Raw genomic sequence first — 18,256 nt, forward strand, 5'->3', positions numbered from 1 at the left:
TGGAGGGAATCAACAGTGCCCTTTGGTTACCGAAAACTGCCTAATAAAAGAAAAAGGCCAAGAATGATCTTAGCCCTTTCCTATAAACTCAAACTATTTGTTCAAAATTCGATTCCATTGATTAATCCAAGATTCAAGGTTTTTATTTACGAATAATGAATCGACTTTATTTGTACGTTCAGCCACATCACCGTACGTTTTATTTTTAGCAGTTTCCTCGTCAAGGACTACATTTTTATTGGTTGGTGCTTCATTAAGAGACACTGCCGTTTTTTCCTGAACTTCCTGACTTAGTCTCCAATCGATATACTTATATGCCAAGTCTTTATTTTTTGAGTTTTTGTTTACGTTAATCGTATTAAAGTTTGCGTACGTTCCAGACTCAGGTACAACATAGGCTACATCTGGATTAGATTCTGTGATAATTGGAACAGCAAAGTCGCCGACAACAGCTGCTGCAATTTCTCCCGATTGGAACATGTTGGCTAAATCCGAAGATTTGCTATACGTTTTTACCACGTTTGGAGCTAAGTCTGTGATTGCTTCAAATGCAGCTTTTCCTTTATCACTTGTAAGTTCCACCTTCTTATGACCGCTTGCTACATATAGCATCGCCGGGCCAAATGTGGTAGTAATGTCAGGAATGGAGATTTTCCCTTTTAAAGAAGCGTCCCATAAATCATCCCATTCCTTAATCTCTTTACCAGCTGCCTTTTTATTGTAAACAATTCCGATACTGTTCAGCGTGTATGCTGGACCAGAACCATCTGCCGATAAATCTTTTGCGCTATCGATTAAGTTGTCCATGTTCGGAACATTCTTGCTGTCGATTTTTTCAAACAGACCAGCCGATACACCGTCTGCTGCATTTGATTGGGACAGTTCAATTACATCAACCGTTGAGTTTGGATTGCTTTTCAATTTTGTTAAACGCTCAGAGCTTGTACCCGTTTCTAATACAATGTCGACATTGTATTTTTCTTCAAATGGTTTGAAAACATCTTCTTGCATTTTATCTTCTTCCAACCCAAATGTTGAGATGATCAATGTTTGTGGTTCTTTATCTGCAGTTTTATCTCCACCGTTGCCCCCGCCGCATGCAGCAAGGATACTAGCTGTTACGAAACTTAAACTTACTAAACCTAATGTCTTCTTCATTTTTGACTCCCCTTTTCTTAGATGTTTTATATTCTTAAACTATGATTAGCTTGTGAGCAGGAATGGATAATGTTACTGCGTCTCCGACTTGATACACTACATCATCGGCTTTATTTGCGATTAAAGTACCAATGGAAGTTTCCACTTCATACTGATAGGACTTACCCAGGAAGGTCCGGACTTTTATAACCCCTGACACCGTATTAGTAGTTTGTTGCGTTGTATTTGCTGCGATTTCTATATCATCTGGACGAATGGTTCCTGTTTGTTTTCCAGGTTCCCAATCGCGATTACTTAGGAAAACTGTTCCATCAACAGCCTTATACTTCCAGTCTTCTGTCGGTGTTAAATCAAAGAAGTTTTCAAACCCGATAAACCGGGCAACGAATTCTGTTTTTGGGTTTTTATAAATTTCTTCAGGTGTGTCAAACTGTTCGATCACACCTTTATTCATAACAGCCACCTTGTCTGAAATGGAGAAACATTCCTCTTGATCATGTGTTACAAACACAGATGTAATGCCTAATTGGCTTTGAATTCGTTTAATTTCGATACGCATGGATAAGCGCAATTTCGCATCTAAGTTACTCAAAGGTTCATCCAATAATAATAATTTCGGTTCAATCACTAAAGCCCGCGCTAAAGCAACACGTTGTCTTTGTCCACCTGAAAGCTGTTTGGGATAGCGGTCACTAAGCGCCTCTAAACCTGTAATTTCAAGAATATCTTTTACCTTTTTGTCTATACTATTCTTTTTTTCCTTGCGTAATTTTAAGCCGAAGGCGACATTTTCCTTAATCGTAAGGTGGGGAAACAAAGCATAACTTTGGAACACCATACCAAATTCACGTTTGTGAACGGGTACTTTTGTTAAGTTTTGATTGTCAACAAGAAACTCACCATCATTTGGCTCGATTAAGCCTGCAATAACACGTAAAGTGGTTGTTTTCCCACAGCCTGATGGGCCTAATAAGGAAACCAATTCTCCCTTTTCAATGGATAAATTTAAATCTTTTAGGATATCAGTTTTGTTATCATAACTAACTCGAATATCATTTAATTCAACATAGGACATAATGCTGTGTTACCCCCTTCGCTGTTAACATCTTAGATGTTCCTTATGAAATACTTGCTAATCCTAGTGTCTTCTCAATAACAAACATCAGAACTATCGTACCAAGCATTAAAATAACGGATAAAGCAGAAACAGATGGATCATAGTTGTATTCGATATAATTCATTAAACTAGTTGGCAGCATGGATACACCTGGTCCGGATAAAAACTGCGAAACAGGTATATTGTTGAAGGAATTAATGAATGCCAACATGAAGGAAGCAAAAATTCCTGAAGTAATGTTCGGTAAGACCACTTTGATAAACGTTTGTAATTTTGTACAGCCTAACGTCCACGAAACCTCTTCAATTGATAAATCTAACTGTTCAATCGTTGAGCCTACTACTCGAATGATGTAAGGCAGGCAAATCAAGAAGTGACCTAATAACAACCCTTGAATGATAGGAAATTGAAACTTGATCACAATAAATTGATACATGGAATATCCAACTACCAAACCCGGAACAATCGTTGGAGAAAGGAAAAAGCTCTTAATCCAATTTCGTCCGAACACCTTGTGACGTGCCAAAGAATAAGCAGCCGGAACACCAATAACTAATGCCAAAAGCGTCGCAATAAATGCTACTTGTAGACTGAGCAAGAAGCTGTCCATAAAGGATTCATTGTTAAATACCTTACTGTACCAATCAAGGGTAAAACCTTGAATGGGAAATTGAATCGTTGAATTTGTTCCAAAAGAGGTCACGATGATAATAAACAATGGAACTAAAAGAAAGGCAAAAACCAGACCTGCAAATATTTTTAAACTGATATTTTTACGCATTTATCTCACCTCTTTTATCCATTCGTCCCGCAACCCAGTTGAATAACTTCATCACAATTAAAGTGGCCACAATCATAATCAAGGCAATAACACTAGCACCTTGCCAGTTCCCTAGCGCAGTGGCACTTTGATACAAGAAGGTAGCTAACATGATGTTTCGGTTCCCGCCTAATAATTGCGGGGTTGTATAAGCTGTCATACTTCCAGTGAAAACTAAAATACTACCAACAATAATCCCCGGTACACTTAGTGGCAATATCACTTTTACAAAGGCTATCAAGCGATTCGCGCCCAATGTTTCAGCTGCTTCCATAATTTCAGCATCGATGTTCTCTAAAATACCTACTAACGTAATAACCATTAAAGGTAAGAAGAGATATACAGAGCCAATGATAATCGCGAATTCTGTGTAAAGTAAGGTAAGTGGTTTAGACAGTACACCCAAACTCATTAAAGCATTATTCAATATACCGTCTTGTCCCAATATGGTAATCCAAGCAAAACTCCGCACAACTGAATTGGTTAACAACGGAAACAATGTTATGGACATCAGCAGGCCGCGCCATTTTTTTGGACTTTGGGAAATGTAGTAGGCAGTTGGAACCCCCAGCACTACACAAATCAGAGTGGCAATCAGTGATATCTTTAACGTCCGCCAAAAAATACTAAAATTATACTCATCTAAAAAGAACGACGTATAATTCGACAAGGTGAAACCTCCATTAAAAAACGTCGGGAAAATCGTGGAAATCAGAGGTAACACCAAGAATAAAATCAAGAGAATTAATCCTGGAGCCAAGATGAGATAAGGGATTCTTCGCTGCGTCATTTCTGGCCTCACTTTCCAATTCTAATAGTAATTTTGAATGTTAATAAACTCATAAACTGGCTTAATCTATTTCTTCTACGTTTAGATTATAAAGAATAAGATACAAATTGGCAACCCTAAAAACGAACATTATTTTATTATATATTAAAAGCGTTCGTGAATTATTGAATCACATCCGATAAAAAGGTGGAACAAACAGGACTATTCATAAGTTTTTACGAACAATAGAAATAAATCATTCTGTAAAATATCCCTATTTTTTACACAAAAAACCACTCCCTACTTTTTACTAGGAAGTGGTTTTTCATGGTATTCCCTATTCAAGTAACTAAACCGGTTCTAATGTTTTTTAACGAGGGCAGTTTATTCCCAAGTGCCTTCCTGCAACGTCTGCTAAAATTATCTTAACTTAATCCTTCTCATCAATAACTGTATTGGCGTCGCTTAAGTACTTTTCCAACTCATTTTGAAATACCCGTTTCTGTCCTGGCTCCCATTTTAAAAAAGAAGCCATCGTTTCAATCACTTTGTCCTTCCATTCTTTTGCCCAATGAATATCAAATAAAAGGGTACCTGTTCTTCTGAAGAAAAAGTCGATAGGTTTGGTCGTCATCTCATGTCTTATGGAATAGATCATTTCTAAGTATACATATAGCGGCAAACCACTGTCAGCGTCGAAATCTTTTCTATACTCAAATACCTTATCGATATTAGAGCCATACCTTTTTACAAGCTTCTCGGCTTCTTCCCTTGATAGTCCATATGCAATTCCCAACTTAACCTTTTCATTAATAAAGCTTTGGAAACTTTTCGAACCACCAACATTTCCGCCTGAAATGGGTAATGTTTTTGTAAGGCATGAAGGAAACGTTCTATCTTCTTCCTCCTTAAATTTCTTCACTAGTAAATCTACTACTAGCTCAGCCATTTTACGGTAGCCTGTAAGTTTCCCGCCTGCAATCGTGATAAGTCCTGAATCTGATGTCCAGATTTCATCTTTACGCGAAATTTCTGATGGACTTTTTCCATCTTCATGGATTAATGGGCGTAATCCTGCCCAGCTTGATTCAATATCTTTTGAATTTATTTTTAATGAAGGAAACATATAATTAATAGCATTTATTACATACTGACGATCTTCAGTTGTCATTCTCGGATGAATAATATCTCCTTTATATACCGTATCTGTAGTTCCTACATAAGTTTTGCCATCCCTAGGTATGGCAAATACCATTCGGCCATCGGGCGTATCAAAGTAGATGGCTTGATTGAGAGGGAAACGACTTTGATCAATCACTAAATGAATTCCTTTTGTTAAATGTAACGATTTCCCTTTTCTAGATTGATCTTTTTCACGTAATGAATCTACCCAAGGGCCGGCTGCATTGACAATTTTATTGGCATAGATGTTATAGGAATTCTTAGTTAATTGATCGACAACTTTAACACCTTTCACTCTGCCATTTTCATAAATAAACGCTTCGACTTTAGTATAATTAACAGCCGTTGCTCCTTGCTTTACCGCTTCTTTAATAACCTCAATCGTTAACCGTGCATCATCAGTTTTATATTCCACATAGTAACCTCCGCCTTTCAGCCCTTCCTTTTTGAGTAAAGGCTCATGCTTAAGCGTTTCTTCAACACTTAACATTTTTCGGCGTTCACTACTCTTAACACCTGCTAAAAAATCATAAACGAATAGACCTATGGAAGTAGATAACTTCCCAAAAGTACCTCCTTCATAAATCGGGAGCAGCATCCATTCCGGTGTTGTTACATGAGGGCCATTTTCATAAACAATGGCTCTTTCCTTACCAACCTCTGCAACCATTTTCACCTCTAATTGTTTCAAATAACGCAAACCGCCATGAACTAATTTTGTTGATCTACTTGATGTTCCAGCAGCAAAGTCCTGCATTTCAACTAAAGCGGTTTTAACTCCGCGGGTGGCTGCATCTAAGGCAATGCCGGAGCCTGTTATGCCCCCTCCAATAACAAGGACATCAAATTTCTCTTGCTCCATTTCCTTTAGAATCAAGTTCCGGTTTTCACTTGAAAAATCCATCCATCTCACTCCTATTCCTTATTTATACTGAGTTAACGGAAAGTTCGTTCCTTGCTAAATACAAAAAGAGAATCCATAAATTCAGTTTATCAAAGATCAGTAGTTGAAAAATGACAGAACAAAAATATATGGCCTCCTTTCAGTTTAGAAAACAAAGGGTGGCCATTTCGACAATATTCTTTATTACCCTAGAGGATTAAACATAGGATTGGCGGTATATATAGCTTTTTTAATCAAACGTTTAATTAAAACAGATTCAACTAATTAATCATTTAATTGAATACCACCTAAACCCTTATAACAAACGGAATTCAGGCTACTTTCGAGAGAAAAAATTGTCGTATATTAGTTTTCGTTGTTATGGAATATCTGAGAAACTGTCAATAGAAACTAGAAGTATACAAATACTTACAATTACAGACACGTTGTTAAACCAACTAAACGTTTGATTAGAAGTGCAGTAAATCCTTTTAAACCAAATTTTTATCTATTTTCTTATAAAATTAATTGTCGAAGAACAACTGTGATATTGGGAGAAGAAAAAAGCTAAATTTACCAGCTAGCAAATCAGAATCACTGGGATGGGTCTTTTAGGAGCCAATCGGAATTTTTCATAAAAAAATGCCTGAATAACAATAGGTGTTAGTCAGGCATTTTTTTGAATTTTTATAGTAGGCTTTTCGCAAACATTTTTGATAACCCTAGGTAAATGCAGTCATGCTCCTATCCTATAAGCTCCTCAACTTCCCCCTTTGTTGGCAATGCCGAGATAGCTCCTTTTCCTGTTGTAGTAAGAGCGCCGCTGGCATTGGCAAATTGGAGGATAGCGCCCTGGTGATCTCGCAGCACTTTTTCAATGTTTACTGGATTCGCATGCAATTCCAGTAATTGATATAAAAATCCGCCAATGAATGCGTCACCCGCACCGGTTGTGTCCACTGCTTCAACAGCATATCCTTCTGATTCAAACCTTTGATTTTTTAAAATTAAATCCGCTCCGGCAGCTCCCTTTGTGTAGACAACCGCCTTAACGTTTCCAACGAACAACGATTGTATCGCCTCCGACTCATCTTTTATTTCTGTAATAAACTCAAGCTCTTCATCGGAAACTTTGATGATATCAGCAGTTGGCAAAAATTCGAGAATCGCCATACGACAGTCTTCTGGATTTTCCCAAAGCGGAAGTCGAACGTTCGGGTCAAAGCTGACTAAGCCGCCTGCATCAGAAACAGCAGCGATCGTTTTCTTATGTGCCTGTTTCATCGGGCTTTCTACTAAATCAACCGAGCAGAAATGGAGAATATCCCCTGCCTTAAACCAAGCTGGGTCGATTTCCTCCCCGCTTAACAGTAAATCGGCGGAAGGATTACGGTAAAATGAAAAATCACGTTCCCCGTTTTCTTTTAAAGAGACAAACGCCAAACCTGTATTCGCCTCACCCGTCCGATATACTTTGTCCGTCTCAACACCAGCCTCGATAAGCTTTTCGACTAAAAAGTCCCCAAACGCATCGTTTCCTAATTTAGAAATCATTGCTGCTCTCTGCCCATATTTAGCAACAGCAGCAGCGACATTTGCCGGTGCCCCTCCTGGAGCTCTCTCAAAGGAGACTACATCCTTTAACGCTACCCCTTTTTGAAGAGGAATAAAATCAATTAACACTTCACCAATCGAATAAAGCTTTCCCATTTTTTCACCTCTTGTACAACTATTAGATTACTTGATATCCCATTTAACAATTTGTACATTCGTTTGGCCGCCGCGGGCAAACACACGAATTCCATTACTATTTTTACCAGGGAAGATTCTTCCGGTAAATACTTCCTCGCCATCATTTACAAACACTTCAATAGAGGACACATCAACAAAGATACGGAACGAAATCCCTTCAGTGTCCAACATACATTTCCTAACGGTACCATACTCCTCAGCAAAGGGTTCGCCTGACTCAGTCCGGTCAAACACAACCTTTTTTGCAACATGGTCATATTTAATTATGGTCTTCTCTTTTTCACCCGCCCGGAGTTCCAAACCAAACTCCTCAGCAGTACTACCAGAGAATTCAGCAAGAAGCTCATAAACGTCTCCATCAAAGTTGTCCAAACATATTGTTTCATTCTCAACCTTTTGACTCGTTTCAACCGTTTCCCCGCGCAGCAACTTCAGCTCATCAACTGGCTGTTGAAATAGTTTTCCATCTTTAACTGTTAACTCACGAGGAAGCGTTAGACAATGTGCCCAACCATGTTTATCCGTAGGATAGTCAATTTCCGGCAATCCCATCCAGCCGACTAAAATCCGGCGCCCTTGATGATCTACCGTTGTTTGCGGCGCGTAAAAATCAAAACCGCGATCCAGCTCATAGAATGGTCCATGCTTTAATTCGATTTTCTCTAGATCTATTGGACTTCCAACTACATACCCTGATTGATAAATATTTTGGCAGCTGTCACCCTCCGCTTTTAACCCTTGCGGGGAGAATAGGAATATACCTTGTCCATCCAGTTCAAAGTAATCCGGGCATTCCCACATATAACCGAAATCTTCACCTAATCTGGTCTTCACTTCACCCGCAAACTGCCAATCCTTTAAATCCCTGGACCGGTATAAAACGACAGTTCCAGTCTTATTTTCCCTTTGAGCGCCAATTACCGTATAAAAGATATCCCCCTGTTTCCAAACCTTTGGGTCGCGAAAATGATCGGTATAGCCGCTTGGGACATCTGCAATCACAGGAGCATCCATTTTGACGATGCTTCCATCCGAATTCATTACAGCCAGACATTGATACGGGTGTCGATTCCAATTTTCATCACGCGTATTTCCGGTGTATAGTAGATATAATTTCCCTTCATGCTCAATACCACTTCCAGAATATGCCCCATGGCTGTCAAATTCATTCGACGGCTCAATGGCCATTCCGACATTCTCCCAGTGAACAAGGTTTTTAGACTTCGTATGATACCAATGCTTCAACCCATGTACCGGTCCAAGCGGAAACCATTGATAGAATAAATGATATTCCCCATTAAAATAACTAAAACCATTGGGATCGTTTAATAGACCCGTCACCGGCTGTATATGATAAGATTGCCTCCATGGGCATTGATTAACTAGTTTAGCTAACCCTTGAATTTCCTCTTCGGTCACATCGTTCATGCTTCTGTATCGTTGCTCTTTTGTCCATTCCATGGTGATTCACTCCTAATACAGAAAGGAGAATCACGGGATTCTCCTTTTCATTCTTTTTTATTATGCAGCAGCTTGATCAGATGATGGTTTAACTGCTTTTTTTTCGTCTCTTTTCGCTAAAACAATCGTGACGATAAATGCTGTGATAAATGCTATGGCCATTCCGATAATATAAGAAATAATAGAATCTGGGCGAATCGAAATAATTCCTGGAAGACCAGCCGCCCCTAATGCAGTCGCTTTAACCTTGAACAGCGTAACAAAGCCTGATCCGACAGCAGAACCAATAATGGCACCGATAAATGGATAGCGTAATTTCAAGTTAACTCCGAACATTGCTGGTTCCGTAATTCCTAATAATGCCGAGATTCCGGCAGCCGAAGCTGTTCCTTTGATCTTGCCATTTTTTGTAGTCTTTAGTACCGCAAGTGTCGCTGCTCCCTGCGCAATATTTGACATCGCCGCGATGACGAAGATAAACGATCCACCCGTTTTCACGACATCCGCAAGTAATTGTGTTTCTACCGCTATGAAGCTATGGTGCATACCTGTAATAACAATGGGTGCATAAGCTAAACCGAAGATGATTCCGCCTACGACACCTGTTGTGTCATATAACCAAACGATTCCATCTGTTAATAGATTACCAGCTGAGCGTGTTAGCGGTCCTACCAAAGTGAACGTTAAAATTCCGGTAATGAAGATAGAGAATAACGGTGTTAATAGATTGTCTAAAGCAGATGGAACAACCTTCCTCAGGGATGTTTCAATCTTTGCTAGAATAAATGACGCTGCAAGTACAGGAAGTACGCTTCCTTGATAACCTACCTTCTCAATTTCTAAACCAAAGATATTCCAAACAGGGACTTCGTTATTAAGTACTGCTGCTCCATATCCGTATCCATTTAATAAGTCCGGATGAACCATCAGCATTCCAAGAGTGGCCCCAAGGAAAGGGTTTCCGCCAAACCGTTTCGTTGCAGAAAAACCAATTAAAATCGGTAAAAAGACAAAGGCTGCATTTGCAAATGTATTAATGAGTGCCGCTAAGTCTGCCATTTCTGGATTGGCATCCACCAAGGATTTACCTTCAATAAATAAGTCTGGAGCCGTTAGGATATTGTTAATCCCCATAAGTAAACCACCAGCAACGATTGCTGGGATAATCGGAACAAAAATGTCTGACAGCATTTTGACAAATCGCTGAATCGGATTCAATTTCTTCGTCGCTGCGTCTTTGACATCACTCGTTGACATTTCTGTTTGGCCGGACATCTCTGCCAAATGCTTATATACCTCGTTCACAGTTCCTGAACCTAAGATAATTTGAAACTGACCTCCTGTTGAAAAGGTCCCTTTCACGACATCCATGTTGTCTAACGCTGCTTGATTAACAACAGATTCATCCTCTAAAACAAGACGTAAGCGTGTGGCGCAATGCGCAGCAGCTGATACGTTTTCCTTACCGCCAATGGCATCCAGTACTTCCCGAGCAATTTTTTTATGATCCATCTTAATCCCTCTCTTTTCATTCGGATTAGGAACCGGTTCCACTTTAGAGTAAAAAATAAAACTATTTCAAAGTGGAACCGGTTCCGAAAATAATTAAAAAAATAATTGGTTTAAAGAGAAACCTAAATCAATTGGTACCAAGAGATAAGGTTCTCTTTAATGGAACCGGTTTCGTTGTCTTCATTATAGAGGACGTTTCAAAAGATTGTCAACGCTTTCTCGCTCAATAATTTCAAATTTAGAAACGGTAATCTTTTCCACCGTGCGTTCATTGACTAACTCAACAATATGCCGTGCAGCCGTTTCTCCCGCTTCTTTGTAAAAAAACTTCGCTGTCGTTATTCCAGGATGAATAATTCCTGTCACATCGTAGCCGCCAAAACCTGTAACTGCTACGTCATACGGTATGGTAATCCCCTCTGAATACGATGCCTTCAATACCCCAAGAGCAATATTATCAGTTGCGCAAACAAAGATGGCAGGCTGAAATTCATGGATGATTTCTTTTGCACTAGCTTGTGCCGCTGGAATAGTAAATAATGTCTCATAAAAGCGAACATCACAATCATCTACTTCTTGTATCGCTTTTTTAAAACCCTGCTTTCGTTTCACACCTACTGAAATATCCCGTTCCGTTACGCCTAGATAAGCAATTTTGCGATATCCTTTTTCTAGTACATACTGCCCCATCGCATAACCCGCATCATAATCATCATGTATCAGACTATGAAAGTTCTCATGCTCTTGTCCAATTAGCAGTACAGGAATTTTAACACTTTCAAACGCCTGAATATGCTGATCGGTGATTTCAGTAGCCAGCAAAATAATCCCCGCCATCTTTTGATTGGCGAAGCTATAAATGCTTTCAATCTCTCGCTCCAGATTTTGACTTGTATTGGAAATAAGCATTTGATAATTCATTTTCTTTAATTGCTCATCGATGCCAATTAACGTTTGAGAAGAAGCGAAGGAATCCAGCCGTGGTACAATCGTGCCAATGATATTCGTTTTTTTCGCTTTCAAACTCTGCGCAAATGGATTCGGAGAATATCCGGTTTCCTTGATGGCCTGTTCAATTTTCTTCTTCGTTGCTTCCCCAACCGAACCGCCATTTAAATACCGGGAAACCGTGCTTTTCGCCACTCCCGCAAGCTTTGCAATATCTAGAATTGTACTCATTGTCCTCAACCTCATAACATAACAAATTCATATATCCTTATAGTAACATAAATAACTTCATCCACAATGGAGCAACGATACATGGCTAATAGTTAGGAAAAGATCAGCTCCTTTCTTTAAAAACAAAAGACTTCCTCAAAAAAGAGGAAGCCAATAATCATAATAGTTAATTCTTTTACTTTTGTTGTTTAACCAGTGCTTGACGGTCGACTAATTTGGGAGGTTCTTCTAGCCACGCATGTTTAATCATTATTTTTGCTCCATCTTCCGCATATGAGGCAATTTCAGCCGCAAGGCGTACATATGTAGTATTTAAATCCATTCTTTGGCTAGTCCCAGCGGCAGCGCCGTAATTTCCTATCCCGAGAGCAATCAAACTAGTAGTATGAAACATCATCAACTTATCTGAAAAAGGTGCAACCGTACTTTCCATAACAAGGGCATCCCACCCCATAGGTGCAGGGATATCTTCGTTACTCAATAATGAACTAAATTTTGTTATATGCTTTTTAGCAATTCCTTTCCCTTCCAAAAAGAATTGTTTTACATCCTCATTTTTACACACTTGTGCAAAGGCCATCATCATGGCTTTTCCTAAAGCGTTTGATTGGATACCCATAAAAAGATGGGTGATTTCAATTGCAGTCAGGGGTCGTTTATGACCTAAAAAGTCATTTAAAAAACCTTGTTTTTCTACAAAATCAACCTTATCTGGCATTGGTATTTGAGGTGGTCTAATATATACTCCCTTTGATAACATAACTTTTCTTGCCTTATCATGTAATTCAGAAACAGATATAAGTAGATTTCTAAAAAAATCACTTACATCTGAACGTGCTGAAACTCCAATCGCCATACTTATACTTGCCATTGCGATTACCTCTAATTTTTGTATATACATGAGGATAAATCCGTCAGAAAACAATTTCGGTGCATTCAGATTAACATCTTCTTCTGTAAAACCAACTGGCATAGGATGATTCTCGTTTAAAAAAATCTTCTTAATGATATGAATGTCATTTTGCGCTATGCTTAAGGAATTTTCGATAAGCGGAAGGATCTCTTTATCTTCGCAGGTATTTTTAAAATATCTCATAACACAAGTTGCTAATGTGTCGTTTAAATATTGTACCCAAAGAAAACCAATTTCTGAAGCCGTTAGAGGGATATTATTATGTTCGGGCACTTTTTTATCTTCATTCATGTACTCCCTTCCTCCTATCATTATTTCGATAAATAGACCGGCTAAATCTCTTCAGTTATTCTATCAGGAAGTAATATTCCCTCAATTGAATAAAACTATCTAATATGTTGCTGGCAAGCTGCAATAAATTTTTAATCGTCTTGGTCGTGTTCTAAAACGTTTAAAAGTGCCAGTCGCCCTCTAAAAGTGGAGGGTAACTGGCACTAATTTTCAGTATATATTTACAAAATATTAACAAACATAAGGGCTTTATTTTCCCTTTGAATTGGAATTATAATTTTCAAATTTTGAAGGCCATTTTTTCTTTTTTAAGTACTTTTCATTCAGTACAACAACTTTAGCGTTCTCTGTGGTGAGGTATTTTCGGTAAACTGAATTATACTTTTTAAACGCAAAATGCCCTAGAGTATAAATCGGTAAGATAATAAGCACGTGAATGACTAATTGTAATTTCAAATCCAATTCATTCCCACTGATATAAATAGTCATTACAGCATATGCCACAAGAGAAACCATTGAGGTAATAACCACATTACATATGTGAAAAGGTACCACATCTTTTTTTTCTCCAAAGATTCGCTCTAGTTCATTCTTGAAAAAAAGGGTAACAAATACGGATATCATAATAACAAAAAGGGTAACAAAATATGTAAGAACCGTGTACATTTTTTCCGCCCCTCGCTCTTATAGTTCATCAAATAATCACTTCTTGCCGAAACTCTAATATCTATAAACATAACACATTTTTCCTCATAAATCATAAAAAGGGGTCAGTCCCCCGTTGAATTAAAGCATTAACTCATTGGGGGTCTGACCCTAAAATTCTATAATTAAATTTGAGCTGTAACTGGTGCTTTTACCCATTCGTTTTCAATAGGAATTCCTGCGTCTTTTATTGTTCTAAAGACCGGGCAGCGTAAATCAACTGCTGCTTGCATTTCATTGATTCTTTCTTGTGACTCCGATGTTTCAACAACCGCTTTTACGACTACTTTTTCAAAATATGGCTTTACTTCTAAATTACCCATTAAACCGCTACTATCAAGTTCCCCTTCTACATCAAATGAGATTCCTTGAAGGTCAAAGTCCATTTCCTTCGCAATGATTTTTGCCATTACGTTTTCACAACCGACCAGTGATGCTAAAAATGCTGAAAGCGGGTCAATAGCAGAATCCTTCCCGCCCATTGTAACCGGTTCATCTATGGCAATTTTATGCTTACCTGCCACTGAATCTGTTCTCATTCCCCTTCCAATTCCTTTTACCCTCAACTTAATTTGTTGTCCCATATCCTCATTCCTCCTAGGATTTAACGCTCACCATTTCTCTTAATTTTTTTGCCGCTTCAACCATAGCTTTTAACTTCTCACAGGCAATTTCATCACTATTCATCGGACGCTGTGCAAAGGTTCCAAAACCACAATCCGGATTTAAAAAGATTTTATCATCTGGGACGATTGCTCTTATCTCTTCTACTCTTGCGACAATATCCTCAACTGATTCAATTTCAACGGTTCTAGGATTAATGACACCAAACCCGATGGTTTTCCCCTCAATGCTGCGAATGGCTTCAATTTCTCCCGCTCTAGGTGTCGCGTATTCAAGTGCTAATTGATCAACATTTGCTTTTTCAAGATAAGGAATTAATGGAAAGTAAGGACCCTGCAGCAGAATTTCATCTTGTGTGCTCCAGTTTCCACGGCAAATATGAACGCCTATAGTTGTTCCTCTTCCAAGCATTCCAGCTGTAACTTGATTAATCAAATCTAAGGCAAACACTAACTCCTCTTCTGCATCCGCTTTTGCTGTAAGTGCTCCGCACATGAATGTCCGATTCGCATTCTTTTTCGTAAACACAACCTCAGTTAAAACAGGCTCATCAAATTGTACAAATTCAACCCCAGCTGCAATCAGGTCCTCTAATTCTTCACGCAGCACACGAACAATATCGATCGATAAATCCTCTTTAGTTGGGTAAGCATCGCTAGATAAACCCTCCACCCACATCGATCTTGTTAGCAAATAAGGACCGGGTAAGGTCACTTTAACACCTTTGTCCGTATGTTGTTTTAAAAAGAGAAAGTCATTTAATGCCATCGGTTTTTTACGGCTGATCTTGCCGGTTGCGGCAGGATTAGACATTGAAAAAGCCGGAACATCTAATGTTCCCAGAATCTCTTCAAAGCTTGATTTATCTTCAACATAATCTAGTAATTCAGAAACACTAAGCATGCGAACATTATTCAAATGTTCAGCGACAAAAGAAATATAATTATCCCGGCGTTGTTCACCATCAGAAACAATATCAATGCCAGCTTCCTCCTGCCATTTTAGGCATTGTAAAACCGCCTGATTTGCAACAACCTGGAATTCTTCCTCACTTATTCGACCCGCCCGTTTATCACGTAAAGCTCTCTGCACTTCTTTGGAGCGCGGCCAACTCCCGATGACAGTAGTTGGAAATTTCAATAACACCATGTAAACGACCTCCTCAATATACAATCATAAATTGGATATTGATATTGATTGATGGTTTAAGAGTTTGATAGATTGGAGAACGTTCAAGCGTTTTGTTCCAAAGCTTTTCTAAATCTTCATCTGATTGAGGGGACGAGACATAAAAAGTCCCTGTAACTTCCTTCACTTTTGGACTGCCTGCATCCTCCATTTCCAGATGAAATAAAACATTATCCAATCCAGCCTTTAAGGAAACTTCTAATTGGTCGATTTCTAGATTTCTTCTTGAGGCAAGTGCCTTGAAACCTACCGTTAGATCTGAAGCAAGTGCCCCAAGTAAGTAATCTATTGCGCTAGGGGCAGCAACTTTAGAACTAAAATCAGCGGGTTTTCCGACAACAAAAGTATGGTTTCTGGAATGAACTTTTGCAGATAACGTTCTTTCACCTTGTACACGAACATTCCATTTATAACCTCTTGCAGCTTCAAAGTCTGCCTCTAATTCTTCTTGTCGGGCACCTTTTCTGATAAAGTATCTTGTTGTATGATCCCCTGGTTCCGAACCTAGAAACTCATGATTAACCATCCTGCACCAAGCTGGCAAATCATCAGCAACTGTCCGCTCACGACTGCGAACCTCTAGTAGTTCTCCATCTAATAGGGGATCCATTGCTTTTTTTATGATTAACAATAGACCCGAACCACAATCTAAGTCTCCACCATCACAAATTGCCTTTGGATTCTCCATAAAGTCACCTTTCCTTCAGCAAATACAGTTGCTGTAAAGATTAATAGGTTATAGAAGCAGCGCCTTGAGTTAAGAATTCAACCACTTTTGCTCCACCAACAATCGTAGCGCCTTCAATTAGGTCTTCTTCGTTAAAGTTACGTTTCTTGAAACATGGGCTGCATACCCAAACACTTCCACCGGCTTCAATAAATTGATCCATAAGTTGTTTTAATGGAGCAAATCCTTCTTCATGAATATCTTCAGCATATCCTTTTGACCCAAGGTAAGCGCCTTCAACGTTTAAAAAGACAACCGTTTCTTGACCTGATGCAACGGCAGCATTTGCAACCACAAAACCTACGGTCGCTTTATCCGGATCATTTTTTGCATTTGTTAAACTAACTAAGAATTTTCCTGACATCCTATTTCCTCCTAATAGTTCATTGATATTTAAAAGACTAAATCAGCCTTTTTTAATAAAGTAATGACTAATTTTGCCATTATCATCCCGCTGTAATAGATGATGTTTTTGCAATCGACACCAAGCAGGTATATCCTCTCGTGCCCCAAGATCATATGAGATAACCTCAATAATTTCTCCACTATTCATCTTTTTCATTGTTAAAAACAACTTCATAATTAATTCGCCACAGCCGGTTGGACCCGCATCATATGTCAATATTGGTATATATTGCTGTCCCATCTTTTTCGTTCCCTTCCAACTATATTAATCCTATAAACTACTTGCTTTTATAACCTTCTCCATTATTATAGGTAAGTTATTTTTCCAAAATAAACCTTTATTATCGATAAATCAAATCATATTCAATCTATTTTTTAGATACAAGCTACAAAAGGCTGTTACAACAGCAAAAAAGGACTGCTCCCTATTCAGGGGAAGTAATCCTTAATTGTGAACAATGTTTAACAATTACTGGTTCTCAAAATAAATTTTACTTATCGGCAATATTCACCCTGCTAAGGAAGATAAAATGAAAAGTTGTTTCCAATGGTGTTATACAGGGTATGTATATTTTGTATGCTTTATCAGCAAACAAAAATGGAAATGGAGGCTATAACTATGAGTAAAACGGTTTTAGGAGTTTATAATTCCAGTGATGAAGTAATTCAGGCCATTGAGGTATTCCAAAACGAAGGATACTCCGTAAAAGACTTTTCTATTATTGCTAATACAGCAGCTGTCTCTTCCTACATTGAAGATGAAACCAAAGTGGCTTCCCAAGAGGTAAGCGCAACTATTCAGCCTCAAACGGAAGAGCGCCAAGGTTTCTTAGCAAGCCTGTTTACCCCGTTTGAGGATCGTACGTACCCAGAAAATGACAGCAGATCTACCTATTATAGTTATTTAGTCGCTCAGGGTATTAGTGAAGCAGATGCATTAAAATACGAAGAGGATATCAACTCCGGTATGATTCTGCTCCTAGCCGAAAAAGGACTAGAGAACGTTAGTGCTTCCGACGGTATCTCTACAAAAGACTTTACTCGTGATCGAACAGGTCTTGAGAATACTTTCGAGACGGATAAGCAGCAATCACTAGAGTTGCGCGAAGAACAGTTAGATGTGAATAAACAGCGTGTTCAGACAGGTGAGGTAGAGGTAAAAAAGGATGTAGTTGAAGAACAAAAAACAGTAAATATCCCAGTAACGCATGAAGAAGTTTATGTAGAGAGACGGTCTGTCGACAAAACGGATGCAGACACAATCACACCAATGGGCGATGCTGAAGCCATCCACGTTCCAATTGTCGAGGAGAAAGTAGAAGTGACGAAAAAACCCGTCGTTGCTGAAGAACTGGTAATTGGTAAGAAACAAGTTACGGAAACACAACAGGTAACAGAAAATATTAAGCGTGAGGAAGCAAAAGTGACCAAAGAGGGCGATGCTTCGGTCAATGAAACGACAACTAACAGCAATCGTGTGGATACTGATAGATTCTAATGGACGGTGTCTAAAGGGTTTATCTATTAGAGACTAGTAGGTCAGTCCCCCGCTGCATTAGTATTTTAGCAG

Annotated in this window: 17 protein-coding genes; 1 reads left to right on the forward strand and 16 read right to left on the reverse strand. The window is 38.8% G+C overall.

Translation table 11 applies throughout. From position 1 onward, the window contains the following. Positions 1–93: 93 nt before the first annotated feature. From ACN6MT_RS02285 to ACN6MT_RS02360, 16 genes are all read right to left on the reverse strand, one after another. Positions 94–1,158 carry an ABC transporter substrate-binding protein gene (locus ACN6MT_RS02285; RefSeq protein ID WP_419954653.1) on the reverse strand — a complete coding sequence of 355 codons (1,065 nt, stop codon included), beginning with the start codon at positions 1,156–1,158 and terminating at the stop codon, positions 94–96. Positions 1,159–1,192: 34 nt separating this feature from the next. Next, the gene (locus tag ACN6MT_RS02290) at positions 1,193–2,233 is read right to left on the reverse strand and encodes an ABC transporter ATP-binding protein (protein WP_419954654.1); all 1,041 of its coding nucleotides are present in this window, start codon (positions 2,231–2,233) and stop codon (positions 1,193–1,195) included. Positions 2,234–2,276: 43 nt separating this feature from the next. Beyond that, positions 2,277–3,056 carry an ABC transporter permease gene (locus ACN6MT_RS02295; protein ID WP_419954655.1) on the reverse strand — a complete coding sequence of 260 codons (780 nt, stop codon included), beginning with the start codon at positions 3,054–3,056 and terminating at the stop codon, positions 2,277–2,279. Continuing rightward, the gene (locus tag ACN6MT_RS02300; RefSeq protein ID WP_419954656.1) at positions 3,049–3,885 is read right to left on the reverse strand and encodes an ABC transporter permease; all 837 of its coding nucleotides are present in this window, start codon (positions 3,883–3,885) and stop codon (positions 3,049–3,051) included. Before ACN6MT_RS02300 ends, ACN6MT_RS02295 begins: the two co-directional genes overlap by 8 nt. A 409-nt stretch (positions 3,886–4,294) precedes the next feature. Further along, positions 4,295–5,950, reverse strand: coding sequence for a glycerol-3-phosphate dehydrogenase/oxidase (locus tag ACN6MT_RS02305; RefSeq protein ID WP_419954657.1), 1,656 nt, complete (start codon positions 5,948–5,950; stop codon positions 4,295–4,297). A gap of 723 nt (positions 5,951–6,673) precedes the next feature. Beyond that, a complete protein-coding gene (locus ACN6MT_RS02310; RefSeq protein WP_419954658.1) occupies positions 6,674–7,639 on the reverse strand; it encodes a carbohydrate kinase family protein in 966 nt (321 codons plus the stop codon). Positions 7,640–7,666: 27 nt separating this feature from the next. Beyond that, positions 7,667–9,142 (reverse strand): glycoside hydrolase family 32 protein, encoded by a 1,476-nt coding sequence (locus ACN6MT_RS02315; RefSeq protein ID WP_419954659.1) that lies wholly within the window; start codon positions 9,140–9,142, stop codon positions 7,667–7,669. 60 nt (positions 9,143–9,202) lie between these two features. Then, the gene (locus ACN6MT_RS02320; RefSeq protein ID WP_419954660.1) at positions 9,203–10,654 is read right to left on the reverse strand and encodes a sucrose-specific PTS transporter subunit IIBC; all 1,452 of its coding nucleotides are present in this window, start codon (positions 10,652–10,654) and stop codon (positions 9,203–9,205) included. A gap of 183 nt (positions 10,655–10,837) precedes the next feature. Continuing rightward, positions 10,838–11,833 (reverse strand): LacI family DNA-binding transcriptional regulator, encoded by a 996-nt coding sequence (locus ACN6MT_RS02325; RefSeq protein WP_419954661.1) that lies wholly within the window; start codon positions 11,831–11,833, stop codon positions 10,838–10,840. Positions 11,834–12,008: 175 nt separating this feature from the next. Beyond that, complete coding sequence (locus ACN6MT_RS02330) at positions 12,009–13,037, reverse strand: DUF3231 family protein (protein WP_419954662.1); 1,029 nt, start codon at positions 13,035–13,037, stop codon at positions 12,009–12,011. Positions 13,038–13,286: 249 nt separating this feature from the next. After that, positions 13,287–13,703 (reverse strand): hypothetical protein, encoded by a 417-nt coding sequence (locus ACN6MT_RS02335; protein WP_419954663.1) that lies wholly within the window; start codon positions 13,701–13,703, stop codon positions 13,287–13,289. 164 nt (positions 13,704–13,867) lie between these two features. Next, on the reverse strand, positions 13,868–14,326 hold the full coding sequence (locus tag ACN6MT_RS02340) for an OsmC family protein (protein ID WP_419954664.1): 459 nt from the start codon (positions 14,324–14,326) through the stop codon (positions 13,868–13,870). 13 nt (positions 14,327–14,339) lie between these two features. Further along, positions 14,340–15,515: a vitamin-B12 independent methionine synthase gene (locus tag ACN6MT_RS02345; RefSeq protein WP_419954665.1), complete on the reverse strand. Its 1,176-nt coding sequence runs from the start codon at positions 15,513–15,515 to the stop codon at positions 14,340–14,342. A 13-nt stretch (positions 15,516–15,528) separates the two neighbouring features. Next, positions 15,529–16,242: a sulfurtransferase TusA family protein gene (locus tag ACN6MT_RS02350; protein ID WP_419954666.1), complete on the reverse strand. Its 714-nt coding sequence runs from the start codon at positions 16,240–16,242 to the stop codon at positions 15,529–15,531. 40 nt (positions 16,243–16,282) lie between these two features. Continuing rightward, entirely contained in the window at positions 16,283–16,645 is a 363-nt protein-coding gene (locus tag ACN6MT_RS02355) for a DsrE family protein (RefSeq protein WP_419954667.1), read from the reverse strand. Positions 16,646–16,687: 42 nt separating this feature from the next. Further along, positions 16,688–16,927 (reverse strand): sulfurtransferase TusA family protein, encoded by a 240-nt coding sequence (locus tag ACN6MT_RS02360; RefSeq protein ID WP_419954668.1) that lies wholly within the window; start codon positions 16,925–16,927, stop codon positions 16,688–16,690. 378 nt (positions 16,928–17,305) lie between these two features. On the opposite strand from ACN6MT_RS02360, the gene ACN6MT_RS02365 reads away from it, so the two are divergent. After that, on the forward strand, positions 17,306–18,184 hold the full coding sequence (locus tag ACN6MT_RS02365) for a YsnF/AvaK domain-containing protein (RefSeq protein WP_419954669.1): 879 nt from the start codon (positions 17,306–17,308) through the stop codon (positions 18,182–18,184). The last annotated feature ends 72 nt before the right edge of the window (positions 18,185–18,256 follow it).

The organism is Neobacillus niacini (genome assembly GCF_048572935.1).
Lineage (GTDB): Bacteria > Bacillota > Bacilli > Bacillales > Cytobacillaceae > Neobacillus > Neobacillus niacini.